This window comes from Geodermatophilus dictyosporus, from assembly GCF_900115505.1.
Taxonomy (GTDB): Bacteria; Actinomycetota; Actinomycetes; order Mycobacteriales; family Geodermatophilaceae; genus Geodermatophilus; species Geodermatophilus dictyosporus.
In genome coordinates, this window is sequence record NZ_FOWQ01000003.1 from 603,502 (window position 1) to 628,913 (window position 25,412).

At 75.0% G+C, this 25,412-nt stretch carries 21 protein-coding genes and 1 tRNA gene; 17 read left to right on the forward strand and 5 right to left on the reverse strand.

Going from position 1 to position 25,412, the window contains the following annotated elements; translation table 11 throughout:
- The 8 genes from mfd to BMZ33_RS10210 all read left to right on the forward strand — a co-directional run bounded on the left by mfd (position 1) and on the right by BMZ33_RS10210 (position 9,180).
- Positions 1 to 3,531, forward strand: coding sequence for a transcription-repair coupling factor (mfd, locus tag BMZ33_RS10175; RefSeq protein ID WP_091109455.1), 3,531 nt, complete (start codon positions 1 to 3; stop codon positions 3,529 to 3,531).
- 129 nt (positions 3,532 to 3,660) lie between these two features.
- Positions 3,661 to 4,659 (forward strand): SurA N-terminal domain-containing protein, encoded by a 999-nt coding sequence (locus BMZ33_RS23220; protein WP_091109457.1) that lies wholly within the window; start codon positions 3,661 to 3,663, stop codon positions 4,657 to 4,659.
- A 6-nt stretch (positions 4,660 to 4,665) separates the two neighbouring features.
- Positions 4,666 to 4,851, forward strand: a complete 186-nt coding sequence (locus tag BMZ33_RS10185) for a hypothetical protein (RefSeq protein WP_091109460.1) — start codon at positions 4,666 to 4,668, stop codon at positions 4,849 to 4,851.
- A gap of 42 nt (positions 4,852 to 4,893) precedes the next feature.
- A complete protein-coding gene (locus tag BMZ33_RS10190) occupies positions 4,894 to 5,805 on the forward strand; it encodes a nucleoside triphosphate pyrophosphohydrolase (RefSeq protein ID WP_091109463.1) in 912 nt (303 codons plus the stop codon).
- Positions 5,806 to 5,878: 73 nt separating this feature from the next.
- Positions 5,879 to 7,159 (forward strand): phosphopyruvate hydratase, encoded by a 1,281-nt coding sequence (eno, locus tag BMZ33_RS10195; RefSeq protein ID WP_091109466.1) that lies wholly within the window; start codon positions 5,879 to 5,881, stop codon positions 7,157 to 7,159.
- Positions 7,160 to 7,163: 4 nt separating this feature from the next.
- A complete protein-coding gene (locus BMZ33_RS10200) occupies positions 7,164 to 7,697 on the forward strand; it encodes an FtsB family cell division protein (RefSeq protein WP_091109468.1) in 534 nt (177 codons plus the stop codon).
- Positions 7,694 to 8,233 (forward strand): DUF501 domain-containing protein, encoded by a 540-nt coding sequence (locus BMZ33_RS10205; protein WP_169064133.1) that lies wholly within the window; start codon positions 7,694 to 7,696, stop codon positions 8,231 to 8,233. Before BMZ33_RS10200 ends, BMZ33_RS10205 begins: the two co-directional genes overlap by 4 nt.
- Positions 8,230 to 9,180: a Ppx/GppA phosphatase family protein gene (locus tag BMZ33_RS10210; RefSeq protein ID WP_091109471.1), complete on the forward strand. Its 951-nt coding sequence runs from the start codon at positions 8,230 to 8,232 to the stop codon at positions 9,178 to 9,180. Before BMZ33_RS10205 ends, BMZ33_RS10210 begins: the two co-directional genes overlap by 4 nt.
- Positions 9,181 to 9,186: 6 nt before the next feature.
- Here the strand turns inward: BMZ33_RS10210 and BMZ33_RS10215 are convergent, their stop codons facing one another.
- A complete protein-coding gene (locus tag BMZ33_RS10215) occupies positions 9,187 to 9,480 on the reverse strand; it encodes a DUF4235 domain-containing protein (RefSeq protein WP_091109473.1) in 294 nt (97 codons plus the stop codon).
- Positions 9,481 to 9,543: 63 nt separating this feature from the next.
- Between BMZ33_RS10215 and BMZ33_RS10220 the strand changes: the two genes are divergently transcribed.
- The 5 genes from BMZ33_RS10220 (at position 9,544) to BMZ33_RS10240 (ending at position 14,665) form a co-directional block, all read left to right on the forward strand.
- A complete protein-coding gene (locus BMZ33_RS10220) occupies positions 9,544 to 10,305 on the forward strand; it encodes a uracil-DNA glycosylase (RefSeq protein ID WP_091109475.1) in 762 nt (253 codons plus the stop codon).
- Between the two features lie 9 nt (positions 10,306 to 10,314).
- A complete protein-coding gene (locus BMZ33_RS10225; protein WP_091109477.1) occupies positions 10,315 to 11,697 on the forward strand; it encodes an NAD(P)/FAD-dependent oxidoreductase in 1,383 nt (460 codons plus the stop codon).
- A gap of 42 nt (positions 11,698 to 11,739) precedes the next feature.
- A tRNA-Leu gene (locus tag BMZ33_RS10230) sits at positions 11,740 to 11,813 on the forward strand.
- Between the two features lie 145 nt (positions 11,814 to 11,958).
- On the forward strand, positions 11,959 to 13,575 hold the full coding sequence (locus BMZ33_RS10235; protein ID WP_091109479.1) for a M28 family metallopeptidase: 1,617 nt from the start codon (positions 11,959 to 11,961) through the stop codon (positions 13,573 to 13,575).
- A gap of 184 nt (positions 13,576 to 13,759) precedes the next feature.
- Positions 13,760 to 14,665, forward strand: a complete 906-nt coding sequence (locus BMZ33_RS10240) for a Bax inhibitor-1/YccA family protein (RefSeq protein ID WP_091109891.1) — start codon at positions 13,760 to 13,762, stop codon at positions 14,663 to 14,665.
- Between the two features lie 159 nt (positions 14,666 to 14,824).
- Here the strand turns inward: BMZ33_RS10240 and BMZ33_RS10245 are convergent, their stop codons facing one another.
- Together BMZ33_RS10245 and BMZ33_RS10250 are read right to left on the reverse strand one after the other, a co-directional pair.
- Complete coding sequence (locus tag BMZ33_RS10245; protein WP_091109482.1) at positions 14,825 to 16,045, reverse strand: acetyl-CoA C-acetyltransferase; 1,221 nt, start codon at positions 16,043 to 16,045, stop codon at positions 14,825 to 14,827.
- A gap of 124 nt (positions 16,046 to 16,169) precedes the next feature.
- The gene (locus BMZ33_RS10250; RefSeq protein WP_091109485.1) at positions 16,170 to 17,204 is read right to left on the reverse strand and encodes an SGNH/GDSL hydrolase family protein; all 1,035 of its coding nucleotides are present in this window, start codon (positions 17,202 to 17,204) and stop codon (positions 16,170 to 16,172) included.
- Between the two features lie 69 nt (positions 17,205 to 17,273).
- Between BMZ33_RS10250 and BMZ33_RS10255 the strand changes: the two genes are divergently transcribed.
- Entirely contained in the window at positions 17,274 to 18,644 is a 1,371-nt protein-coding gene (locus BMZ33_RS10255; protein ID WP_169064134.1) for a DUF2252 domain-containing protein, read from the forward strand.
- A gap of 84 nt (positions 18,645 to 18,728) precedes the next feature.
- On the opposite strand, the gene BMZ33_RS10260 is transcribed toward BMZ33_RS10255, so the two are convergent.
- Both BMZ33_RS10260 and BMZ33_RS10265 read right to left on the reverse strand, forming a co-directional pair.
- A complete protein-coding gene (locus tag BMZ33_RS10260; protein ID WP_169064135.1) occupies positions 18,729 to 20,711 on the reverse strand; it encodes a VWA domain-containing protein in 1,983 nt (660 codons plus the stop codon).
- A 5-nt stretch (positions 20,712 to 20,716) separates the two neighbouring features.
- A complete protein-coding gene (locus BMZ33_RS10265; RefSeq protein ID WP_169064136.1) occupies positions 20,717 to 22,180 on the reverse strand; it encodes a sigma 54-interacting transcriptional regulator in 1,464 nt (487 codons plus the stop codon).
- Positions 22,181 to 22,252: 72 nt separating this feature from the next.
- On the opposite strand from BMZ33_RS10265, the gene ilvA reads away from it, so the two are divergent.
- From ilvA to BMZ33_RS10280, 3 genes are all read left to right on the forward strand, one after another.
- Positions 22,253 to 23,467 (forward strand): threonine ammonia-lyase, encoded by a 1,215-nt coding sequence (gene ilvA, locus BMZ33_RS10270; RefSeq protein WP_091109489.1) that lies wholly within the window; start codon positions 22,253 to 22,255, stop codon positions 23,465 to 23,467.
- A 113-nt stretch (positions 23,468 to 23,580) separates the two neighbouring features.
- Positions 23,581 to 24,579 (forward strand): ATP-binding cassette domain-containing protein, encoded by a 999-nt coding sequence (locus BMZ33_RS10275; RefSeq protein WP_091109492.1) that lies wholly within the window; start codon positions 23,581 to 23,583, stop codon positions 24,577 to 24,579.
- Complete coding sequence (locus BMZ33_RS10280) at positions 24,576 to 25,385, forward strand: ABC transporter permease (RefSeq protein WP_091109495.1); 810 nt, start codon at positions 24,576 to 24,578, stop codon at positions 25,383 to 25,385. The genes BMZ33_RS10275 and BMZ33_RS10280 overlap by 4 nt, the downstream gene beginning before the upstream one ends.
- Positions 25,386 to 25,412 lie beyond the last annotated feature (27 nt).

A 25,412-nucleotide genomic window follows, 5' to 3' on the forward strand; every position in this document is an offset into this window, starting at 1 on the left:
GTGACCCTGCGCGGCGTGCTCGACGTCGTCCTCACCGATCCCGGCGTGGCCCGCGTGGTGGCCGCCGCCGGGTCCGCCGAGCTCGCCGTCCCCGCGCCGCCACCGGTGCAGCCGCTGGTGGCCGCGGCGCTGGCCGCCGAGGCACCCGGCGCCGGCGTGCCGGTCCTGCTGGTCACCGCCGGCGAGCGCGACGCCGACGTCGCCGCCGACCTGCTGCGCTGCTTCCTGCCCGGCCGCCGCGTGGAGACCTTCCCGGCGTGGGAGACGCTGCCGCACGAGCGGCTCTCCCCGCGCGCGGACACCGTGGGCCGTCGGCTGGCCGTGCTGCGCGACCTCACCCACCCCGGCCCGGGCGGCACCGTCGACGTCCTGGTGGCGCCGGTGCGCAGCGTGCTGCAGCCGCTGGCGCCCGGACTGGGCGACCTGGTGCCCGTGGAGCTGGCGCCGGGCGACACCGCCGAGCTCGACGACGTCGCCCGCGCGCTGGCCGACGCCGCCTACACCCGCGTGGACCTGGTGGAGAAGCGCGGCGAGTTCGCCGTCCGCGGCGGCCTGCTCGACGTCTTCCCGCCCACCGAGCCGCACCCGGTGCGCGTGGAGTTCTGGGGCGACGAGGTCGACGAGCTGCGCTGGTTCTCCGCGGCCGACCAGCGCTCGCTCGACGAGCGTCCCGACCGGCTGTGGGCACCGCCGTGCCGCGAGCTGCTGCTCACCGACGCCGTCCGCGCCCGCGCCGCCGCGCTCGCTCGTCAGCACCCGGGGCTGCTGGAGGTCCTCGGCAAGCTGGCCGAGGGCATCGCCGTGGAGGGCATGGAGTCGCTGACCCCCGCGCTGGTCGAGGGCGACCTCCAGCTGCTCACCGACCTGGTGCCCGCCGGCACCCACGTGCTCGTCGCCGACCCCGAGCGGGTGCGCAGCCGCGCCGCCGACCTGGTGCGCACCGCCGAGGAGTTCCTCGCCGCCTCCTGGGCCACGGCCGCGGAGGCGGGGGAGGCGCCGCTGGACCTGGGCGCGTCGTCCTTCCGGGACCTCGCCGACGTCGAGGCCGCCGCCCGCGGCCGCGGGCTGCCGTGGTGGACGACCGGCGCGTTCACGCTCGGCGAGGACGAGGGCGCGCTCGAGGCCACCACCGTCGAGCGCTTCTCCGGCGACGTCGACCGCGCCGTCGGGGCGCTGCGCGACTGGACCCGCGACGGCTGGCGCGTGGTGCTGACCTTCGCGGGCCCCGGCCCGGCGCAGCGCGCCACCGAGCAGCTCGGTGCCGCCGACCTCGGCGTGCGGCTGGTGCCCGGTGTCGAGTCCGCGCCCGAGCCGGGGCTGACCTCGATCACGCAGGGCAACCTGGAGTCCGGGTTCACGCTGCCCGGCGTCCGGCTGGCGCTGGTCACCGAGCACGACCTCACCGGCCAGCGCGGCACCACCATGCGCGACGCGGTGAAGATGCCCGCCCGCCGCCGCAACGCCGTCGACCTGGTGCAGCTGCAGCCCGGCGACCTCGTCGTCCACGAGCAGCACGGCATCGGCCGCTACGTCGAGATGGTCAGCCGCACCGTGCACGGCGGCCAGCGCGACTACCTCATCGTCGATTACGCGCCGGGCAAGCGGAACCAGCCGCCGGACCGGCTGTTCGTGCCCACCGACGCCCTCGACCAGCTCACCCGCTACGTCGGCGGCGAGCAGCCGGCGCTGTCCAAGCTCGGCGGCTCGGACTGGGCGAGGACCAAGGGCCAGGCGCGCAAGGCGGTCAAGCAGATCGCCGCCGAGCTCATCCGCCTGTACTCCGCGCGGATGGCCACGAAGGGCCACGCCTTCGGCCCCGACACCGTTTGGCAGCGCGAGCTCGAGGACGCCTTCCCCTACCAGGAGACGCCCGACCAGCTCGCCGCCATCGAGGAGGTCAAGGCCGACATGGCCAACCCGGTCCCGATGGACCGGGTCATCTGCGGCGACGTCGGCTACGGCAAGACCGAGATCGCCGTCCGCGCCGCGTTCAAGGCGGTGCAGGACGGCAAGCAGGTCGCCGTCCTGGTGCCGACGACGCTGCTGGCCAACCAGCACTTCAAGACCTTCTCCGAGCGGTTCGCGCAGTTCCCGGTGACGGTGGCGGTGCTCTCCCGCTTCCAGTCCGACGCCGAGAGCACCGAGACGCTGCGCAAGCTCGCCGCCGGCGAGGTCGACGTGCTGGTCGGCACCCACCGGCTGCTGCAGCCGACCACCCGGTTCAAGGACCTCGGCCTGGTGATCGTCGACGAGGAGCAGCGCTTCGGCGTCGAGCACAAGGAGTACCTGAAGACCATGCGGACGGCGGTCGACGTGCTGTCGATGTCGGCCACCCCGATCCCGCGCACGCTGGAGATGAGCCTGACCGGCATCCGCGAGATGTCGACGATCCTCACCCCGCCCGAGGAGCGGCACCCCGTGCTGACCTACGTCGGCGCCTGGGACGACAAGCAGATGGCCGCCGCGATCCGCCGCGAGCTGCTGCGCGACGGGCAGGTGTTCGTCATCCACAACCGGGTGCAGTCGATCGACAAGGCCGCGGCCAAGATCCGCCGCCTGGTGCCCGAGGCCCGCGTCGCCGTCGGCCACGGGCAGATGAAGGAGCACGAGCTCGAGCGGATCATGGTCGGCTTCTGGGAGAAGGAGTACGACGTCCTGGTCGCGACCACGATCGTCGAGTCCGGCCTGGACATCCCCAACGCCAACACCCTGGTCGTCGACCGCGCCGACACGTTCGGCCTCTCCCAGCTGCACCAGATCCGCGGCCGGGTGGGCCGGGGCCGCGAGCGGGCCTACGCCTACTTCACCTACGACCCCTCGCGGCCGCTCACCGAGACCTCGGTCGACCGGCTCACCACCATCGCGCACAACACCGACCTCGGCGCCGGCATGGCCGTGGCGATGAAGGACCTCGAGATCCGCGGCGCCGGCAACCTGCTCGGCGGCGAGCAGTCCGGGCACATCGCCGGGGTCGGGTTCGACCTCTACGTGCGCCTGGTCGGCGAGGCGGTCAGCGACTACCGCGCCTCGCTCACCGGGGAGGAGGCACCCGCGGAGCCCGCCGACGTCCGGGTGGACCTCCCGGTCGACGCGCACCTGCCGCACGACTACGTGCCCGGCGAGCGGCTGCGCATGGAGGCCTACCGCAAGGTCGCCGCGGTGCAGGACGACGAGCAGGCGCAGGCCGTCCTCGACGAGCTGACCGACCGCTACGGCGCCCCGCCGGCGCCGGTGCTCAACCTGCTCGCGGTGGCCCGCTTCCGCGCCGCGGTGCGCCGGCTCGGCGTCACCGAGGTGTCGCTGCAGGGCCGCTCGATCCGGGTCAGCCCGGTGCCGCTGCGCGAGTCGCAGCAGATGCGGCTGGCCCGCCTCGCCGACGGCGCCACCTACAAGCCGGCCGTGCAGACGGTCTCGCTCAAGGTCCCGGTCGGTCCCGACCGGCGCACCCCGCTGCGCGACGTCGCCCTGCTGGAGAACCTGCACTCCCTGCTGACGGCGGTGCTCGAGCAGCCGGCCGCCCGGGCCAGCTAGCGGCTCACCCCTCCGGGGCGGAGGGCTCCCGGCCCACGCCCCGGGGGCCGACCGCGGCACGGTGAGGGCCGCGCCGGTGGCCGCCGCGTCGTGCGGGGAGCGCCACGGGCGGTGTGGGAGTCTCCGGGCGTGCGCACGCGTCGACTCCCCGCAGCTGCCGTCCTCGGGCTGGCCGCCGTCGCCGCCCTGACCGGCTGCCGGACCTCGCCGTCGGTGGCCGCCTACGTCGGTGACGAGCAGGTGACCGCCGTCGAGCTGCAGGCGGCGGTGGACGAGCGGCTGGCCGACCCGGCGATCGCGGAGGCCGCGGCCGGCTCGGAGACCGACTTCACCCGCCAGGTGCTGAGCCTGCTGCTCCGCGAGGAGGTCTACACGGCCGCGGCGCAGCGCTACGGCGTCGAGGTGACCGACGCCGAGGTGTCCGCGTTCGTCGACCGGTCGCTGGCCGGGCAGGACGCCGCGGACCTGTTCGCGCAGGCCGCCGCCCAGGGCTTCTCCCGCGACGACGTCCTGGAGAGCGCCCGCCAGCAGCTGCTGCGCCGCGAGCTGGCCGAGTCCGCGGGGGAGGCCGGCGCCCTCGACGAGGCCGCGCTGCGCGCCCGGTACGAGGAGGTCCGCGGCGACCTCGAGCAGGTGGAGCTCGGCTACCTCGTCGTCCCCGACCAGCCCACCGCCGACGGCGTCGTCGACGAGCTGACCGCGGACCCCGCCGCCTACCCGGCCGTGGCCGCGCGCTTCCCCGGCCAGAACACGCTGCCCGCGGTGGCGCCCGTGGCCCTCGCCGACGTCCCGGCACCGCTGGCCGGCGGCGTGACGACGGCCGCGCCGGGCACCGCCTTCACCGTGACCGTGCCGCAGGTGACCGGCGTGGTCGTGGTCTACGTCGGCCAGCGCAGCACCCCCGCCTTCGAGGAGGTGCGCACCCAGCTGGAGGACGAGGCGGCCACCGGCGTCGAGGAGGCCGGCGCGGCGCTGGTCGACGAGGTGCGCACCGACCTCGACATCACGGTGAACCCGCGCTACGGGGCGCTGGAGGACGACGTGGTCCGCGAGGCCGACGGCGGCGTGGTCGACCTGCTCGACGACGCGGCCGCCACCGGCACCACCGGCACCGGCTCGGGCGGCTGAGCCGGCGTGCCCTGGCGGTACCGCCCCCGCCCCGAGACGATCACGGTCGACCCGGCGATCCGGCAGCGGGTGTCCGACCTCGCCCGCCACGACCGGGTGCGTGCGGTCCGCCTCCTCCGGGAGGAGACCGGGCTGCCGCTGGACTTCTCGGTCCTGCTGGTGGACTCCTGGCTCGGGAGGACCGCTCCCTGAGCCGCCGGGGCGGCTGGTCCGGCGGTCCCGGAGACTGGCCGAGTGCCCGTCGCGCTCGCCGTCGTCGTCCACCCCGCCCTCCCCGGCCTGCTCGGCCCCGCCGCCTGGCAGGCGCTGTCCAGCGGCCGCCCGGTGGTCGCGCTGCCCGGCGCCGCGGCGACCGCCGACGCGCTGCGCGCCCAGGGCTGGGCGGTCGACGACGTGTCCGACGCCGCGGCCGCCGCCGCCCGCCCCGACAGCGTCGTCGCCCTGGTCGCGGCCGGCACCGAGGTCGACGCCGGGGACGTGGTCGCCACCGCGGCGCCGCCCGGGGCCCGGCTGCTCGACGTCGTCGCGGTGATGGACCGGCTGCGCTCGCCGGGCGGCTGCCCGTGGGACGCCGAGCAGACGCACGCCTCGCTGCGCGGCTACCTGCTCGAGGAGGCGCACGAGGCCTACGACGCGATCGTCGACGACGACCCGGTCGCGATGCGCGAGGAGCTCGGTGACGTCCTGCTCCAGGTGGTGTTCCACGCGCGGGTGGCCGCCGAGGCGGGCGCCGGGCGCCGCTTCGACGTCGACGACGTGGCCGGCGACCTGGTGGACAAGCTGGTCCGGCGGCACCCCCACGTCTTCGGCGGCGCGGGCCCCCGCGACGTCGCCGGGGTGGAGGCGGGCTGGGAGGAGATCAAGCAGGCGGAGAAGCAGCGGCGCTCGCCGACGGAGGGCGTCTCGCGCTCGCAGCCGGCCGCGTCCTGGGGCGCGGCGCTGGTGCGCCGCGCCGCCCGGGCGGGGTTCCCGACGCCGGAGCCGGCCGGCCTGGACTCCGCCGCGCCGGAGGAGCTGGGCGAACGGCTGCTGGCGGTGGTCACCGCGGCCGAGCGGCGCGGCTGGGACGCCGAGGACGCGCTCCGGGAGGCGGTGCGCCGCTACGCCGGGGAGCTCGACGCCGAGGCGCGGCGCCGGGAGGGGTGACCGGGACCGTGCCCGCCGTGCCCGGGTGGGCGGCGTCCTCACCGACCGGGGGCGGGCTGGTTAGGCTGCCCCCGTGCCGAGCATCGACGCCGTAGGCGCGCGGGAGATCCTGGACTCGCGCGGGAACCCCACCGTGGAGGTCGAGGTCGCCCTCGACGACGGGACGATCGCCCGCGCGGCGGTGCCGAGCGGCGCCTCCACCGGCGCCTTCGAGGCGGTGGAGCTGCGCGACGGCGGCGAGCGCTACGGCGGCAAGGGCGTGACCAAGGCCGTCGACGGCGTCCTCGACGTCATCGGCCCCGAGCTGGTGGGCTACGAGGCCACCGAGCAGCGGCTGGTCGACCAGCGCCTGCTCGACCTCGACGGCACGCCCGACAAGTCCCGCCTGGGCGCCAACGCGCTGCTCGGCGTGAGCCTCGCCGTCGCCCGTGCGGGCGCCGACTCCACCGGCCTGCCGCTGTTCCGCTACGTCGGCGGCCCGTCGGCGCACCTGCTGCCGGTGCCGATGATGAACATCCTCAACGGCGGCGCCCACGCCGACAGCAACGTCGACGTCCAGGAGTTCATGATCGCGCCGATCGGCGCGGCGACCTTCGCCGAGGCGCTGTCGACCGGTGCCGAGTGCTACCACGCGCTGAAGTCGGTGCTGAAGGGCCGCGGCCTGTCCACCGGCCTCGGCGACGAGGGCGGCTTCGCCCCCGACCTGCCCACCAACCGCGCCGCGCTCGACCTCATCGCCGAGGCCGTCGAGAAGGCCGGCTACGCGCTGGGCACCGACATCGCGTTCGCGCTGGACGTCGCGGCCACCGAGTTCCACGGCGAGGGCGGCTACGACTTCGAGGGCCAGACCCGGTCGGCCGAGTACCTCGTCGACTACTACCGCGAGCTGGTCGACGCCTACCCGATCGTCTCCATCGAGGACCCGCTCTCGGAGGAGGACTGGGACGGCTGGGTGGCGATGACCGCGGCGCTCGGCGACCGCGTGCAGATCGTGGGTGACGACCTGTTCGTCACCAACCCCGCCCGGCTGGCCGACGGCATCGGCCGCGGGGCGGCCAACGCGCTGCTGGTGAAGGTCAACCAGATCGGCACGCTCACCGAGACGCTCGACGCGGTGAACCTGGCGCACCGCAACGGCTACCGCTGCATGATGAGCCACCGCTCGGGCGAGACCGAGGACACCACGATCGCCGACCTCGCCGTCGCCACCGACTGCGGGCAGATCAAGACCGGCGCCCCGGCGCGCAGCGAGCGGGTGGCGAAGTACAACCAGCTGCTGCGCATTGAGGAGGAGCTCGACGACGCCGCGCGCTACGCCGGCGCGGCGGCCTTCCCGCGCCTGCGCACCTCCTGACCCGGTGAGCGCGGGCACCGGCCGGCGCCGCTCGACCGGCCGGCCGCTCTCGCACGCCGCGTCCCGTCCGGTGCCGGCCGGGACGCGGTCGGGCGCGGGCAACCGTCCCGCCGCGGCCCGTCCCGGCCGGCGCACCCCGCGCCCGGCACCGCGCGCCGCGGCGGCCCGGCGGCCGCTGTTCACCGGCCGCGCCGTCGTCCTGGTGGGGCTGGTGCTGCTGCTCGCGCTGACGCTGGCCGGTCCCTTCCGGCAGTGGCTGGAGGGCCGCCAGGAGCTGGCCCGGCTCGCCGCCGAGGGGACCGCCCTCGACCAGCGGATCGCCGACCTCGAGGCCGAGCTGGAGCGCCAGGCCGACCCGGCGTGGACCGCCCGCGAGGCCCGGGAGCGGCTGGCCTACGTGCTGCCCGGCGACCGGCTGGTCGTCGTGGTCGACGGCGAGGCCGCCGAGGGCGACGCCGGCACGCTGCCCGAGGTCCCCGACACCGACCGGCCCTGGTACGAGGAGCTGCTCGGGTCGGTCGCCGAGGCCGACGGGTGAAGGACCGTTCCCGCCCCTCCCCGGGCGAGCGGGTGCGGGAGCCGATCACCCCGGAGGAGCGCGCGGTCGTCGCCCGCCAGCTCGGCCGCCCGCCGCGCGCGGTGCGGGCGGTGGCGCACCGCTGCCCGTGCGGCCAGCCCGACGTGGTGCAGACCTCCCCGCGGCTGGAGGACGGCACCCCGTTCCCCACGCTGTACTACCTGACCTGCCCGCGCGCCTCCGCGGCCGCGAGCCGGCTGGAGTCGGCCGGCCGGATGCGCGAGTGGCAGGCCGACCTGGGCACCGACGCCGGCCTCGCCACGGCCTACCGCGCCGCCCACGAGGCCTACCTCGCCGAGCGCGACGCCCTCGGCGAGCTGCCCACCCGGGCCACCGCCGGCGGCATGCCCGACCGGGTCAAGTGCCTGCACGCCCTGGCCGGGCACGCGCTGGCCGCGGGCCCCGGCGTCAACCCGGTCGGCGACCGGGCCGTGGCCGAGATGGGGGAGTGGTGGGCCCAGGGCCCCTGCGCGCCCCCCGAGGGGGAGCCGACGTGACCCGGGTCGCGGCCGTCGACTGCGGTACCAACTCCATCCGCCTGCTCGTCGCCGACGTCCCGCCGGAGGGTGCGCACACCGACCTGCTGCGCCGCATGGAGGTGGTGCGCCTCGGCCAGGGCGTCGACGCCACCTGCCGGCTGGCGCCCGAGGCGATCGAGCGCACCCGCCGGGTGCTGGCCGGGTACGCCGCGCAGGCACGCGAGTTGGGCGCCACCGCGGTGCGGATGGTCGCCACCAGCGCCACCCGCGACGCGGCCAACCGCGCCGACTTCGAGGCGATGGTCACCGCGACGCTCGGTCAGCCGCCCGACGTCGTCCCGGGCGACGAGGAGGCCCGGCTGTCCTTCCTCGGCGCCACCGCCTCGCTCGACGCCGCGGCCGCCGCGCACGGCGGCGCACCGCCGCGCCCGCCCTACCTGGTGGTCGACATCGGCGGCGGCTCGACGGAGTTCGTGCTCGGCGACGCCGGCGGGGTCCGGGCCGCCCGCTCGGTGGACGTCGGCTGCGTGCGGCTGACCGAGCGGCACCTGCACGGCGACCCGCCCACCGCCGACGAGATCCAGCGCGCCGAGTCCGACGTCCGCGCCGCACTGGCCGAGGTCGCCGCCGCCGTGCCGGTGCAGGAGGCGGCCACGCTGGTCGGCCTGGCCGGCTCGGTGACCACCGTGGCCGCGCTCGCGTTGCGGCTGCCCGCCTACGACCCGGTGGCCATCCACGGCTCGCGGATCGGGGTGGGCGCCGTCCGCTCGGTCACCGCCGGGCTGCTGACGGCCACCCGCGAGCGGCGCGCCGCGTACCCGGTCATGCACCCGGGGCGGGTCGACGTCATCGGCGCGGGCGCCCTCGTGCTGCGGGTGCTCATGGACGCCTTCTCGCTCGACGAGGTCGTCGTCAGCGAGCACGACATCCTCGACGGCATCGCGCTCCGGCTCGCCCGCGGCTGAGGTCGGTCAGGGGCCCTCGTTGAGGCCGGGGGGCAGCTTCCCGGTCAGCGACTGGTAGGCCGCCGCGGCACCCCGGGCGGCGACCAGCCGCCCGGCCGCGACGACGACGCCGGAGAAGGCGGCCCAGGCCAGCGCCTCCGGCCACGTCACGCCGGGCGCGGCCGGGTTCTTCGGCGGGTTGGTGCCGCGCGCGGCGTACCAGGCCGCGTCGGTCACCTTGCGGGCGGCGATCCCGGCGGGGATCGCGAGCCCCGAGCCGAGCAGCTTCCAGGTCAGCGGCGCCTTCTCCTTGCGGGCCATGCGGTGATCATGCCCTGCCGCCCCGGAGGCCGCCCGTCCCCGCCCGGGTGGTCCACTGGGCCGGTGGCAGTCGACGCCCAGGGGTTCCCCGTCACCCGCACCCCCGCCGGCGTGCTCCGCGCCGCCCGGGCCGCCCGCGACCTCGCCGTCCTCGACGCCCGCGTCTCCGGCTGCCGCGCCTGCCCGCGGCTGGTGGCCTGGCGCGAGGAGGTGGCCCGGGTCAAGCGGGCCGCCTTCCGCGACGAGGACTACTGGGGCCGCCCGGTCCCGGGCCTGGGCCCCGCCGACGCCCGGATCGCGGTGGTCGGGCTGGCGCCGGCCGCACACGGCGGCAACCGCACCGGCCGCGTCTTCACCGGCGACCGCAGCGGCGACTGGATCTTCGCCGCGCTGTGGCGGGCCGGGCTGGCCAGCCAGCCGACGTCCACGCACGTCGGTGACGGCCTGGAGCTCGGCGACGTCCGGGTCGCCGCCGCGGTGCGCTGCGCGCCGCCGGACAACGCGCCCACCCCGGCCGAGCGCGACGCCTGCAACCCGTGGCTGGCCCGGGAGCTGGCACTGCTGCCGCGGCTTCGGGTGGTCGTCGTCCTCGGCGGCTTCGGCTGGACGGCGCTGTGGCCGGTGCTGGCCGCCGCCGGGTACGCGCTGCCCCGCCCGCGGCCGGCGTTCGGCCACGGCGTGGAGGTGACCCTCGACGGCCCGCGGGGGCCGCTGACGCTGCTGGGCAGCTACCACGTCAGCCAGCAGAACACCTTCACCGGCCGGCTGACCGAGCCGATGCTCGACGCTGTCCTGACCCGGGCCACGGAGCTCGTGCGCCCCTAGGGTGGGCGCATGACCAGTCCCGGTCCCGCGTCCCGTCCGGTGGTCCTCGTCGTCGGCGGCGGCTACGTCGGCCTCTACACCGCGCTCCGGCTGCAGAAGAAGCTGTCCCGCGGCCGGGCGGAGATCGTCGTCGTCGACCCCCAGCCGCACATGACCTACCAGCCGTTCCTGCCCGAGGCGGCGGCCGGCTCGGTGGAGCCGCGTCACGTGGTGGTCCCGCTGCGCCGCACCCTGCACCGCTGCCGGGTGGTCACCGGCGCGGTGGCGTCGCTGTCGCACGCCGAACGGAAGGCGCGGATCGTGCCGGCCGAGGGCTCGCCCTACGAGCTGTCCTACGACGTCGTGGTCATGGCCGCCGGCTCCGTGGCGCGCACCCTGCCCATCCCCGGGCTGGCCGAGAACGGCATCGGCTTCAAGACCGTCGGCGAGGCCATCTACCTGCGCAACCACGTGCTGGCCCGGCTCGACGCCGCCGCCTCGACCGACGACCCCGCCGTCCGCACCCGGGCGCTGACGTTCACCTTCGTCGGTGGCGGCTACGCCGGCATCGAGGCCTTCGCCGAGCTCGAGGACATGGCGCGCTACGCCGTCGAGCACTACTACCCGCGGCTGTCGACCAGCGACATGCGCTGGGTGCTCGTGGAGGCGACCGGCCGGATCCTGCCCGAGGTCGACCTGGACATGGCCGCCTGGACGGTCAAGCAGCTCACCGCCCGCGGCATGGACGTGCGGCTCAACACCCGGCTGGAGTCGGTGTCCGACGAGGGTGTCGTGCGGCTCAGCGACGGCGACGAGTTCGCCAGCGACACCCTGGTGTGGACGGCGGGCACCAAGCCCAACCCGCTGCTGACGCAGACCGACCTGCCCCTCGACGAGCGCGGCCGGGTGCGCTGCGAGCCGACCCTCCAGGTCAGCGGGCTGGAGGGAGCGTGGGCAGCAGGCGACCTGGCCGCCGTCCCCGACCTGACCAAGGACCAGCCGGGCGCCACGACCGCCCCCAACGCCCAGCACGCCGTCCGGCAGGCCAAGCGGCTGGCCGACAACGTCGTCGCCGTGCTGCACGGCCGGGAGCCGCAGCCCTACCGCCACGAGTACGCCGGGTCGGTGGCCAGCCTGGGCCTGCACAAGGGCGTCGCGCAGGTCTACGGCGTCAAGCTCAAGGGCTGGCCGGCCTGGTTCATGCACCGCAGCTACCACGTCAGCCGCGTCCCGACGTTCAACCGCAAGGCGCGCGTGGTGGCCGACTGGACGCTGGCCTCGGTGTTCCGCCGCGAGGTCATCGCCCTGGGGCAGCTGCAGGACCCGCGCCGGGAGTTCGTCACCGCCGCCGGGGGCGGGGGCACCGGGCAGCTGCCCGCCCCGACGGGGGCCGACCGCGCCCAGGCGAGCTAGACCGCCCCGCCCCGGGACCACCACGTCCCGGGGGAGGAGCGCGCCCCCGTGGCCCAACCGGCAGAGGCAGGCCCCTTAAAAGGGTCACAGTGTGGGTTCGAACCCCACCGGGGGCACCGTGCGCCGGGCTCACGACTTCTTCCGGGGCTGTACACCATCGGCCGCAGGAAATACAGGTCTTGACGTCTCCCGTGACCCGTTTGACAGGGTGACCGGTAGTGAGCGACCGATCGCTCACTCTCGACGTCCAAGGGAGTACGTATGAGTCTGGTCCAGTCCGCGCGCCGGTCACGGGTCGCCGTGATCGGCACCGCCGGCGCCCTGGCGCTCGCGGGCAGCGTGGTCGTCGCGCTGCCGGCGGCGGCCGCGCCGGGCGGCTGCGAGACACGGAACAACAACACGGTGGCCAAGCTGACCGAGTGCGTCACGGTCGACGGCGTCACCGAGCACCTCACGGAGCTCCAGCGGATCGCGGACGCCAACGGGGGCAACCGCGCCTCGGGGACGCCCGGGTACGACGCGTCCGCCGAGTATGTGCAGCAGCGGCTGCGAGCGGCCGGCTGGCAGGTCTCCAGCCAGCAGTTCGAGTTCCCGTTCTACGAGCTGCTGGGCGAGCCGACGCTGACCGTCGACGGTGCGGGCTACGACTACCCCGACCAGTTCCGCGACATGACCTACTCGGGCACAGGCACCGTCACCGGTCTCGTCGTCCCGATCGACACCGCATCCGCGACCAGCGGCTGCGAGGCCTCCGACTTCGCCCCGGCCAGCGACGCCGAGACCCAGATCGCCCTCGTCAAGCGAGGTACCTGCACGTTCGGGGTCAAGGCCGGCAACGCCCTGGCGGCCGGGTACGACGCGGTCATCGTCTACAACGACGGTGCGTCCCCCGACCGCGTTGACGTGGTCGCCGGGACGCTCGGGGCGCCGGTCGACATCCCTGCCGTCGGCACGTCGTTCGACCTCGGCCCGACGTTCGCCGGCGAGATCGCCACCGTCTCGATCGAGACGATCAGCGAGCTGCGGGACACCAGCAACGTCCTCGCTGAGCTGCCCGGCCGCACGTCGGACAACGTCGTCATGGCCGGTGCTCACCTCGACTCGGTGGCCGCCGGCCCAGGCATCAACGACAACGGCTCCGGCAGCGCCGCGCTGATCGAGGTCGCCGAGAACCTGGGCAAGGTCAAGCCGACCAACACCGTCCGGTTCGCCTGGTGGGGTGCCGAGGAGCTCGGGCTGCAGGGCTCGAACTACTACGTCGCGAACCTGCCCCAGGCGGACAAGGACCGGATCGGCCTCTACCTGAACTTCGACATGGTCGGCTCGCCCAACTTCGCCCGGTTCATCTACGACGGTGACCAGTCGACGTTCCCGGCCCCCACGGGCACCCCGGTGCCGGAGGGCTCGGCGGACATCGAGTACGTCCTCGAGGACTACTACGAGGCGCAGGGCCTCTGGTACGAGGGCACCGAGTTCAGCGGCCGCAGCGACTACCAGGCGTTCATCCGCGCCGGCATCCCCTCCGGTGGCCTGTTCACCGGCGCGGAGGTCGCGAAGAAGCCGTACCAGGTGCCGCTCTACGGCGGCACTCCCGGCGTGGCCTACGACCCGAACTACCACCAGGCCGGGGACACGATCACCAACGTCAACCGGACGGCGCTCGACCAGAACTCCGACGCCATCGCCTACTCGGTGCTCACCCTCGCCTACGACACGGCCCGGGTGAACGGCGTGGCCGGCACGCCGGTCCCCGGTGGCACCTTCGAGGAGGACCCGACCGACCGCCAGTGGCGGGTCACCGCGCAGCAGATGGCCGGTGGCGGCGGGCTCTCCCCGGACCACGACCACGACCACGACCACGGTGGTGACGCGGTCTGACCTCCTGACCGGCACGACCCGGGGGCGCGGCACCGCACGGTGCCGCGCCCCCGGTGTGTCCGCTCACCCGGTCGGGGTAGGCCGCTCCCCGCGGAACGCACGGGCCACCTGCTGCGTTGTACGAACCGAGTGGGGTGCGAGGACGCAGCCCACCGACCGACGAAGTCACCTCGAGGAGATGACGATGCCCAGCCACAACCCGGTCTTCGGCCGGGGCTTCGCCAACGCCGCGTCCGGCGGTGGCCAGCAGTACGGCCAGCAGGGCTACGGCGCTCCCGGCTACGGCCAGCAGTACGGCCAGCAGGGCTACGCCGCTCCCGGCCAGCAGTACGGCCAGCCCTATGGCCAGCAGTACGGCCAGCCCTACGGTGCCCCCCAGGGCTACGGCGCCCCGGCCCCCGCCGGTCAGCCGTTCAGCCCGCCGACCACGCGCTACATGACGATGGACGACGTCGTCCAGAAGACGGGCCTGTCGTTCCTGGTGACCGTCCTCGCCGCGGCCGCCGTCTGGGCGATGCCCGGTCAGGCCGCGTGGGGCCTGGCGCTGCCCGCGGTGCTGGTGGCCTTCGTCCTGGGCCTGGTGATCGCCTTCAAGCAGATCGCCAACCCGGCTGCCACCCTCGCCTACGGCGCGCTCTACGGTGTCGGGCTCGGCGCCATCAGCGAGGCCTTCAACACCATCTACCCGGGGATCGTCGTCCAGGCGATCATCGGCACGTTCGGTGTCTTCGCCGGCATGCTGGTGGTCTACAAGACCGGCGCCATCCGGGTCACCCCGAAGCTGACCCGCTGGGTCGTGGGCGCGCTGTTCGGCGTCCTCGCCCTCGTGCTGGTCAACCTGGTGGTCGGCTTCTTCGTCCCCGGCGGCCTGGGCCTGCGTGACGGCGGCCCGCTGGCCATCGTCTTCAGCCTCGTCGTGATCGGTGTGGCGGCCTTCTCGCTGCTGCTCGACTTCGACATGGCCGACGAGGCCATCCGCCGCGGCGCCCCGGCCAAGTTCGCCTGGTACATCGCCTTCGGCCTGCTCGTCACGGTCGTCTGGCTGTACCTGGAGATCCTGCGCCTGCTGTCCTACTTCCAGGACAACTGACCCACACCACACACGGCAGTGGCCCGGTCCCCTCGCGGGGGCCGGGCCACTGCCCGTTCCGGGGTCCGATCCCGCGCCTGCACCCCGCCGAGATCGCCGATCCCGTGCGGCTGCCTGCCCGGAGCCGTGCGAGACCGGCGATCTCGTCGCGTCAGGTGCTCAGGAGAGGCGCTCCAGGACCATCGCCATGCCCATGCCGCCACCGACGCACATCGTCTCCAGGCCGAAGGTGGCGTCCCTCGTCTGCAGGCCGTTGATCAGCGTGCCGGTGATGCGGGCGCCGGTCATGCCGAACGGGTGGCCGACGGCGATCGCGCCGCCGTGCACGTTCAGCTTGTCGAGGTCGATGCCCAGGTCGCGGTAGCTCGGGATGACCTGCGCGGCGAAGGCCTCGTTGATCTCGACGAGGTCGATGTCGTCGATGGTCATGCCGGCCCGCTGCAGCGCGAGCTCCGAGGCGCCGACCGGGCCGTAGCCCATGATCTCCGGCGACAGGCCGGTGACCGCCGTGGACACGATCCGCGCCAGCGGGGTCAGGCCGAGCTCGCGGGCCTTGGTGTCGCTCATGACGACCACCGCGGCGGCGCCGTCGTTGAGCGGGCAGGCGTTGCCGGCGGTGACCCTGCCGTCGGGGCGGAACACCGGCTTGAGACCGGAGATGCCCTCGAGGTTGGTGCCGGCGCGCGGGCCGTCGTCCGTGCTGACCACGGTGCCGTCGGGCGTGGTGACCGGGGTGATCTCCCGGGCCCAGAAGCCCTCGGCGATCGCCTTCTCGGCGAGGTTCTGGCTGCGGACGGCGAACTCGTCCATGTCCTGGCGGGACACGTCCTTGAGCAGCGCCAGGTTCTCGGCGGTCTGCCCCATGGCGACGTAGATGTCGGGCACCTCGCCGTTGTCGCGCGGGTCGGTCCAGGAGTCCGCGCCGCTCTCGGCGACCTTGGCCACCCGGGTCTGCGCGTCGGTGAACGCGGGGTTCTGCGTGTCGGGCAGCGAGTCGCTGTTGCCCTTCACGAACCGCGACACCATCTCCACGCCGGCGGAGATGAAGACGTCGCCCTCGCCGGCCTTGATGGCGTGCATGGCCATGCGGGTGGTCTGCAGCGACGAGGAGCAGTAGCGGGTGATCGTGGTGCCGGGCAGGTGGTCCATGCCGAGCAGCACGCTGACCACGCGGCCCATGTTGTAGCCCTGCTCGCCGCCGGGCAGGCCGCAGCCCAGCATCAGGTCGTCGATGTCCGCGGGGTCCAGCGCCGGGACCTTGTCCAGCGCGGCGCGCACGATGGTGGCGGTCAGGTCGTCGGGGCGGAAGTCCTTGAGCGACCCCTTGAACGCACGGCCGATGGGCGAGCGCGCGGTCGCGACGATGACTGCTTCGGGCATGGGTCCTCCACGATGAGGCGGGCCCGGCCGGGAGTGCCGGGTGTCGGGTCACCCCGGAAACTACTCCCGGGTAGCGGCCCGGATGAGGGTGACGCCCGGTGCGGTTCCGTCCGTGTGGCGTGGCTCACGCACCGTCGTGCGCCCGCGCGGCGGGGACCTCCTCGGTGCGCAGCTCCTCCGGCGAGGGCAGCTCGGTGGGGCGGCGCCGCAGCAGCCGTGCCCAGGTGCCCAGCGGCCCGGTCTGCGAGCCGCGGACCTCGGTGGCGCGCACCTCGGTACCCGGACGGCCGGCGGCCCGCGCGGCGGCCCGGGCCACCGGACGGACGGCGCCCCGGCGGCGGCGGCGCCCCTCGGCGCGCGCGGGCCACACGCCCACCGCGTCGGCCAGCGCGGGCAGGATGACGGCGGCCGCGGCGGCGTAGCCGGCCGCGCTGGGGTGGAACTCGTCGACGCTGAAGAGCGACCGGTCGGAGGCGAACGTCGGCCCCAGCACCGAGCCGAGCGACACCGTCCGGCCCCCCGCCTCGACCACCGCGATGGTCTGCGCGGCGGCCATCTGCCGGCTCCAGCGGCGGGCCAGCAGCCGCAGCGGCTGGCCGATCGGGCGGATGGTGCCCAGGTCCGGGCAGGTGCCGACGACGACCTCCGCGCCGGCCGCCCGCAGCCGCCGCACCGCGTCGGCGAGGTGGCGCACCGACACCGCCGGGCGGGTGCGGGTGGTGACGTCGTTGGCGCCGATCATGATCAGCGCCACGTCGGGCTTCTCGGCCAGGGCGCGGTCGACCTGCGGGTCCAGCTCGCAGGACTCCGCGCCGGAGACGGCCACCCGCACGAGCCGCACCGGCCGCTCGGCGAGCTCGGCCAGCGCCGCGGCCAGCAGCGCACCGGGGGTGTCGGCGGCGCGGTCGACGCCGAGCCCGACCGCGCTGGAGTCGCCGAGGACGGTGAACACCATCGGCTTGGCCCGGCCCCGGCCGCGGCCGTAGACGCCGTCGCCGGAGGGCGGGTCCGCCTGGGAGGTGTGCGCGTCGACCCGGCGGCGGGCCGAGCGGGCCTGCAGTCGGAGCAGGCCGAGCAGGCCCGCGCCGGCCAGGCCGGCCCCGCCGCCCCCGTAGGCGACACCGGCCGCCAGCCGTCTCGCCGTGCCCGCTCGTGTCACCGCCCACCCCTGTCGTCGCGCCGTGCAAGCGCCTGTCCCGCAGGCTATCGAGCCTCTACGGTGCCCCCCGTGTCCGAATCCCCCCGAGGGGTGGCCCGCGAGGGAACTCCCGGTGACCGCAGCGAGCTCATCGTCGGCGTGCTGGTCGACGCCTTCGCCGACCTGATGGCCGCCGACACCGACGCGTTCCGCACCAAGTTCCGCAAGATGGCCGCCGACCCGTTCGCCTTCTACCGCGGCAGCGCGTGCCTCTTCTACGCCGACATGGACGTCCTCGACGACCGCTGGTGCGACGAGCGGACCGCCCGGGTGTGGATCCAGGGCGACCTGCACGCGGAGAACTTCGGGACCTACATGGACGGCGCCGGGCGGATCGTCTTCGACGTCAACGACTTCGACGAGGCCTACGTCGGGCACGTCAGCTGGGACCTGCGCCGCTTCGCCGCGAGCTTCGCGCTGCTGGCCTGGCGCAAGGCGCTCGGCGACGAGGTCATCGGCGAGCTGCTGGCCGGCTACCTGCACTCCTACCTCGACCAGGTCGAGGCCTTCACGCGCTCCGACGACGACCGGTCCTTCGCGCTGACCACGGCCAACACCGAGGGCGCGGTCCACCGGGCGATCCTGGAGACCACCGCCCGCACCCGCGGCTCGCTGCTGGACCGGATGACCGTCGTCGAGTCCTACGAGCGGCGCTTCGCCGACGGCGGCCGCACCCGCCGGCTCGAGGACGCCGAGCGCGAGCAGGTGCTGGCCGCGCTGGAGCGGTGGCGGACCACGGTGGTGCCGCCCGTGCGCCGCCGCGACGTCGCCTACGACGTCAAGGACGTCATCGGCACCGGCGGGTTCGGCATCGGCAGCGCGGGCCTGCCTGCCTACAACGTGCTGCTCGAGGGCTACGACCAGGCGCTGGAGAACGACGTCGTCCTCTCCCTCAAGCAGGGCAACGTGGCCGCGCCGAGCCGGGTGGTCCGCGACCCGCGCATCAGCGGCTCCTTCGAGCACCACGGGCACCGCACCGCGGTCAGCCAGCGCGCGCTGCAGGCCAACGCCTCGCAGTTCCTCGGGCACACCGAGATCGGCGGTGTCGGCTTCGTCGTCCAGGAGCTCTCGCCCTACGAGGTCGACCTCGAGTGGGACGACCTCACCGAGCCCGAGGAGATCGCCCCGGTCCTGGCCCAGCTGGGCCGGGCGACGGCGAAGGTGCACTGCGTCGGCGACGTCGACAGCGACCACGAGCTCGTCGACTTCCAGACCGAGGAGGCCATCGTGGCGATGGTCGGCGGCCGCCGCGAGGAGTTCGTCGCCGACCTGGTCGACTTCGCGCACACCTACGCGCGGCAGGCTCAGGAGGACCACCGCCTCTTCGTCGACGCCTTCCGCGCCGGGCGGATCCCGGGCATCAGCTCCAGCGGCGCCCACCCGGTCCGGCACGGGACGTGAGGGAACGGCCCCTCTGCAGGGGTCGCCGCCGGCCCCGTCCCGAGGCTCGGCCCGGGCGTGCCAGCGGTGGGGGGACGGGGTCCTTCACCGTGCCCGGCGGCCCCTGCGGGTGCGCAGGTAGTCGGCGACGACGTACTCGCCGAGGCGGTCGCTGTCCGGGGTGAACACCCGGCCGCCGGCCCGTGCGGTGATGTCGTGGACGAAGTGGACCAGGCTCGGCTCGGGGTCGAGGGCGAACACGTTGAGCGTCGCCCCCGACCGGGCCACCCGCTCCACCTCCGCGACCGTCTTCGCGATCGTCTCGGGCATCGGCGGCCAGCAGAAGTACGGCGTGCCGTCGTCCTCCAGGTGCGCCGTCGGCTCGCCGTCGGTCACCACCAGCACCACCGGCTCGGCGTCGCGGTGCTGGGCCAGGAACCGGCGGGCCAGCATCAGCCCGTGCTGCAGGTTGGTGCCCTGCAGCGTGTCCACGCTGAGCTCGGCCAGCGTCTCCGGCCGCAGCACCTGCGCGGTGGAGGAGAACCCGATGATCTGGATGGCGTCCTGCGGGAACCGGGTCGTCACCAGCGAGTGCAGCGCCATCGCCGTCGACTTCGCCGCGCCCCAGGTGCCGCGCAGCGCCATGGAGTAGGAGAGGTCCACCAGCAGCGCGACGGCGGCCCCGGTGCGCCGCTCGGTCTCCACCACCTCGAAGTCCTCGACGGCGATCCGGACGCGCCTCCGCCCGTCCCCGTGCGGCTCCCCGGCGGTGCGCAGCACCGCGTTGCGCACCGTGCGGACGACGTCGAGCGGCTGCTCGTCGCCGAACTGCCACTCCCGCGAGCTGCCGGTCAGCTCCCCGGCCGACCCGGCGTCGGCGACGTCGTGCTCGCCGCGGCCGGTGGCGTCCAGCGTGGCGAACACCCGGCGCAGCGCGGTGGCGCCCAGCCGGCGGACCGCCTTGGGCGAGAGCTCCAGCTTGCCGTCGGAGCGGTTGAGGTAGCCCTGCCGCTCCAGCTCGCGCTCCATCTGCCGCAGCGCCGCCAGGTCGTCGACGGCCTCGCGGCCCAGCGCCTGCTCCAGCAGCTCCTCGTCGACGTCGGCGAGCGAGGCGCCGGCGTAGCCCTGCGAGAGCTGGTTGGACAGTGCCTCGAGGTCGGCGAGCTCGGCGACCGCGCTGGTGGCGTCGCCCAGGCCGAGGCCCTGCTCGCCGTCGGGCACCTGGCCGCGCTGGCCCCACGGCAGGTCGGGCCGGGCCTGGCGCAGCGCGTCCTGCAGGTGCGCCATCTCGCTGGCCAGCCCCATGTCGGACATGGTCTGGGCCATCAGCCCGGCCAGCTCGGCCCGCTGCTCGGGCGAGAGGCCGGCCATCATCCGCTCCTGCGCGGCCGCGCGGCGGGCGAGGGAGTCGATCAGCTCCTCCACCGACTGCGGGTCGTCGGGGAAGAACTGCCCGTGCCGGTCCATGAACTCGCGGAACTGCTCGTCGGTGTCCTCGCCGCGGTTGTGCGCGTCCACCAGCCGGGACAGGTCGGCGACCATGTCCTTGACCGCCTGCATGTCGCCCTCGGTGGCGTTCTGCAGCGCCTGCTTCATGTTGGCGAAGGAGCTGTCGAGCACCTCCCGCCGCAGCAGGTCCTGGATCTGGTCGTAGGCCTGCTGGGCCTCCGGCGAGCGGAACGGGTAGTCCTTGAGCGCGCGGACCGCGCCCGCGGTGTCCTGCGGCAGCGCGTCGAGCTCGGCCTCGGCCAGCCGGGCGGCGTCGTCCGGGTCGGGGAACAGCTCCCGGCGCTCGGCTTCCAGGGCCCGGTCCAGCAGCTCGCGGACCTCCTGCAGCGTGCCGTCCATCCGGCCGGCCGTGCGCGCCTGCCGCAGCCGGTCGCGCACCGAGCGGCGCAGCTCGTCGAGGCCGCGCCGGCCGTCCATGCCGCGGCGCAGCAGCTCGCGCAGCGCCTCGCGGACGCCGCTGCCGCCGAGCACGGAGTCGCCGATCTCGTCGACGGCGCTGCCCAGGTCGTAGGGCGGCGCGAGCGGGTCGGGCCCGCCCCGCCAGCGGCCGTACCGGTAGCCCTTCCCCGGCCTGCGCACCACCGTCAGGCCCCGTACACCGTGCGGGCGCCGTCGGTGTCCTTGGCCAGCCGGCGGGTGAGGTAGAGCCCCTCGAGGGCGAACTCGACCGCGGCGGCGGCCTGCTCGGCCGACTGCTCGCCCTCGGGGACGCCGAGGCGGCCGAGCAGCTCGGCGAGCCGCGGGATGGTGCCCAGCTGGCCGAGCAGCGCCGCGCCGGGCACCAGCTCCCCGGACTCGACGGTCTCCCCGCCGGTGAAGTGCTCCTGCAGGCCGGTCAGGTCCAGCCCGCCGCAGCGGGCGCGGAAGGTCTGCGCGGTGGCCTGCCGGAGCAGGTGCTCGAGCACCTCGAGCTCCCGGTCGTCGTCCGGGTCGCTGCCGGCGTCGGCGAACTCGACCTTGCCGCGGCTGGCCGGGACGATGCCGGGCAGGTCGACCACCCGCGCCACCGGCCGGGTCTCCCCGGCGACGGCGGCCCGGCGGACGGCGGAGGCGGCCACCGTCTCCAGGCCCGCGATGGCGAACCGCGCGGAGACGCCGGAGCGCTGGTCGACGTGGCTGGACTCGCGGACCAGCCGGGTGAACCGGGCGACGATCTCCACCAGGTGCGCCGGCACGACGGGCGCGTCGAAGGCGTCGTGCCGGTCGCCGCCGACCACCCACGAGGTCTGCGCCTCCTGCTGCAGCAGGCGGATCTCGTCGGCGAGCTCGATGGGGTAGTGGGTGCGCACCTCGGCGCCGAAGCGGTCCTTGAGCGGGGTGATGATCCGCCCGCGGTTGGTGTAGTCCTCGGGGTTGGCGCTGGCCACGAGCAGCAGGTCGAGCGGCAGCCGCACCCGGTAGCCGCGGATCTGGATGTCGCGCTCCTCGAGCACGTTGAGCAGCGCGACCTGGATGCGCTCGGCGAGGTCGGGCAGCTCGTTGACGCTGAAGATGCCGCGGTTGGTGCGCGGGACCAGGCCGTAGTGCACGGTCTCGGGGTCGCCGAGGGTGCGGCCCTCGGCCACCTTGATGGGGTCGACGTCGCCGATGAGGTCGCCGACGCTGGTGTCGGGGGTGGCCAGCTTCTCGCCGAAGCGCTCGCTGCGGTGCAGCCAGCCGACCGGGGTGTCGTCGCCGTGCTCGGCGATCTGGCGGTGCGCCCACACGCTGATCGGGTGCAGCGGGTGCTCGTTGAGCTCGCTGCCGGCCAGCACGGGGGTCCACTCGTCGAGCAGCCCGACGAGGGTGCGGATGAGGCGGGTCTTGCCCTGGCCGCGCTCGCCGAGCAGGACCAGGTCGTGGCCGGCGATGAGCGCCCGCTCGACCTCGGGGACGACGGTGTCGTCGAAGCCGACGATGCCGGGCAGGGTGGGCCGGCCCGCGCCGAGGCGGGCGAGCAGGTTGGTGCGGATCTCGGCCTTGACGGGCCGGAAGGCGGCTCCGCGGGCACGGAGCTCGCCGAGGGTCGTGGGTGCGGGTGGGGTCTGCGCTGGGGCGACGTCCGTCACCTCAGCCACGGTACGACGCACCCGGACGGTCGGGGAACGGGCGGCGCCCGCCCGGCCTGCGAGGATCCGGCCGTGACTGCCGAGCTGGTGACCGGGGACGACGTCGCGGCGGCGGCCGCGCTGCTGGAGGGCGTGGTCCGGCGGACCCCGCTGGAGCACTCGCGGGCGCTGGCCGAGCGGGTCGGCGGGCCGGTGCACCTCAAGTGCGAGAACCTGCAGCACACCGGTTCGTTCAAGTTCCGCGGCGCCTACGTCCGGCTGTCCCGGCTCACCGCGGAGGAGCGGGCGCGCGGGGTCGTGGCCGCCAGCGCCGGCAACCACGCGCAGGGCGTGGCGCTGGCCGCCCGGATGCTCGGCGTCTCGGCCACCGTCTTCATGCCCGAGTCGGCGCCGCTGCCCAAGGTCGCGGCCACCCGCGGCTACGGCGCCGACGCGCGGCTGGCCGGCGTCGACCTGACCGCGGCGCTGGCCGCGGCCGTCGCCCACGCCGAGCAGACCGGCGCGGTCTTCATCCACCCCTTCGACCACCCCGACGTGATCGCCGGGCAGGGGACCGTCGGCACCGAGGTGCTCGAGCAGTGCCCCGGCGTGGCCACCCTCGTCGTCTGCACCGGGGGCGGCGGGCTGGTGTCGGGGGTCGCGGCCGCGGTCCGGGCGCAGCGCCCGGACGTGCGCGTCGTGGCGGTGCAGGCCGCGGGGGCCGCCGCGTTCCCCGGGTCGCTGGCGGCCGGGCGCCCCGTGCCGCTGCCCGGGGTCGCCACGATGGCCGACGGGATCGCCGTCGGCGCGCCCACCGACCTCACCCTCGCGCACGTCCGCGACCTCGTCGACGAGGTGCGCACGGTGGGGGAGGAGGACCTCTCCCGGGCGCTGCTGTTCTGCCTGGAGCGCGCCAAGCTCGTCGTCGAGCCCGCCGGCGCGGCCGCGGTGGCCGCCGTGCTGGCGGAGCCGGGGGCCTTCGAGCCGCCGGTGGTCGCGGTCGTCTCCGGCGGCAACGTCGACCCGGTGCTGATGATGAAGGTCGTCCAGCACGGCATGGCCGCGGCCGGGCGGTACCTGCGGCTGCGGCTGGCCGTGCCCGACCGGCCCGGGTCGCTGGCGGCGGTGCTGGCGGTCCTCGCCGACGCCGGCGCCAACGTCCTGGAGGTCGAGCACGAGCGGACGGCGACCCGCCTGGACCTGGGCCAGGTGGAGGTCTTCGTCGTCCTCGAGACCCGCGGTCCGGACCACGCGCGGACCGTCGTCGCCGGGCTGGAGCGGGCGGGGTTCGCCGTCTGCGAGGCCTGACCCGTCGCGGCCGACGACCCCTGCGCGTCGCGCCGGTCGACGGTGCACGGACCCGTACACCGCCGGCGGGACCCGCTCGGGAAGTGTCAGCCCGCACACCTAGTTTCACGGGCATGACCGACGCCATCCTCGTCGAGGGACTGCAGAAGAGCTTCGGGTCCAACACGGCGCTGGCCGGGGTGGACCTGACCGTCCCGGAGGGCAGCGTCCTCGGCCTCCTGGGGCCCAACGGCGCGGGCAAGACCACCGTCGTCCGCATCCTCACCACGCTGCTGCAGCCCGACGGCGGCCGGGCCGAGGTGGCCGGCATCGACGTCGTCAACGAGCCCGACCGGGTGCGCTCGCTGATCGGGCTGACCGGCCAGTACGCCGCCGTCGACGAGTACCTCACCGGCTTCGAGAACCTCGAGATGGTGGGCCGGCTCTACCGGCTCGGGAAGCGGGACGCGCGCACCCGGGCCACCGAGCTGCTGGAGCGCTTCGACCTCACCGGCGCGGCCGACCGGCCGGCCAAGACCTACTCCGGCGGCATGCGCCGGCGGCTGGACATCGCCGCCTCGCTCATCGCCCGGCCACGGGTGCTCTTCCTCGACGAGCCCACCACCGGGCTCGACCCGCGCAGCCGGCTGGGCATGTGGGAGTTCATCGCCGACCTCGCCGGCGGCGGGACGACAATCCTGCTGACCACCCAGTACCTCGAGGAGGCCGACCGGCTGGCCGACCGGATGGTGGTCATCGACCGCGGCCGGGTCATCGCCCGCGGCACCGCCGACGAGCTCAAGGCCCAGGTGGGCGGGCAGCGGCTGGAGTTCACCGTGACCGACGCGGCGGTGCTGCCGGCCATGGTCGCGCGGCTGCGGCCGCTGGCCGTCGACGAGCCGCACGTCGACGAGCAGGCCCGCCGGCTGAGCATCCCGGTCAGCGGCGGTGCCGAGGTGCTGGCCGACGCGCTGCGCCGGCTCGACGGCCAGACCGCCGCGGTGTTCGACGTGGGGCTGCGCCGCCCCGACCTCGACGACGTGTTCCTGGCGCTCACCGGGCACGCCACGGAGGAGTCCCCGGGCGCCGACGGTGTCCCGGCCGAGCCGGTCCCCACGGGAGGTGTGCGATGAGCTCGCTGTCCACGGCGCTGTCCGACAGCGTCGTCATCACCAAGCGCAACCTGATCAAGGTCCGGCGGGTGCCCGACCTGATCGTGTTCGCCACGCTGTCGCCGATCATGTTCGTGGTGCTGTTCCGCTACGTGTTCGGCGGCGCGATCGGCGGGCTGCCGCCGGGCATCAGCTACGCGGAGTTCCTGCTGCCGGGGATCTTCGCCCAGACCGTCGTCTTCGGGTCCACGATCACCGGCGCGAGCATCGCCGACGACCTGCAGAAGGGGCTCATCGACCGGTTCCGGTCGCTGCCGATGTCGCGCTCGGCGGTGCTGGTCGGCCGCACGGTCGCCGACGCCGGGCTCAACGTCGTCTCCATCGCGGTGATGGCGCTGACCGGCCTGCTGGTCGGCTGGCGGATCCGCTCGTCGTTCGGGGAGGCGCTCGGCGGGTTCCTCGTGCTGCTTGCCTTCGCCTACGCGGTCTCGTGGCTCATGGCGATGGTCGGGCTGCTGGTCCGCACGCCCGAGGTGGTGCAGAACGCCAGCTTCATCGTGATCTTCCCGCTGACGTTCGTCGCCAACACGTTCGTGCCACTGGAGACCTTCCCGTCGGCGCTGCGGGTCTTCGCCGAGTGGAACCCCGTCTCGGCGGTCACCCTCGCGTCCCGGGAGCTGTTCGGCAACGTGCCGCCCGGCTACCCGGTGCCCGACGCGTGGTCGCTGCAGAACCCGGTGCTCTACACGCTGATCTGGACGGCGGTAATCCTCGCGGTCTTCGTGCCGCTGTCGGTCCGCCTCTACCAGCGCACCGCCACGCGGTAGGCCGGCGCGGGGGCGGAGACTGGGGCG

Coding starts and splice junctions, on each gene's coding strand:
- BMZ33_RS10215 (WP_091109473.1), bottom strand. CDS start 9,480: ATGGCCCGCAAGGAGAAGGCGCCGCTGACCTGGAAGCTGCTCGGCTCG.
- BMZ33_RS10225 (WP_091109477.1), top strand. CDS start 10,315: ATGACCAGTCCCGGTCCCGCGTCCCGTCCGGTGGTCCTCGTCGTCGGC.
- BMZ33_RS10235 (WP_091109479.1), top strand. CDS start 11,959: ATGAGTCTGGTCCAGTCCGCGCGCCGGTCACGGGTCGCCGTGATCGGC.
- BMZ33_RS10240 (WP_091109891.1), top strand. CDS start 13,760: ATGCCCAGCCACAACCCGGTCTTCGGCCGGGGCTTCGCCAACGCCGCG.
- BMZ33_RS10245 (WP_091109482.1), bottom strand. CDS start 16,045: ATGCCCGAAGCAGTCATCGTCGCGACCGCGCGCTCGCCCATCGGCCGT.
- BMZ33_RS10275 (WP_091109492.1), top strand. CDS start 23,581: ATGACCGACGCCATCCTCGTCGAGGGACTGCAGAAGAGCTTCGGGTCC.
- BMZ33_RS10280 (WP_091109495.1), top strand. CDS start 24,576: ATGAGCTCGCTGTCCACGGCGCTGTCCGACAGCGTCGTCATCACCAAG.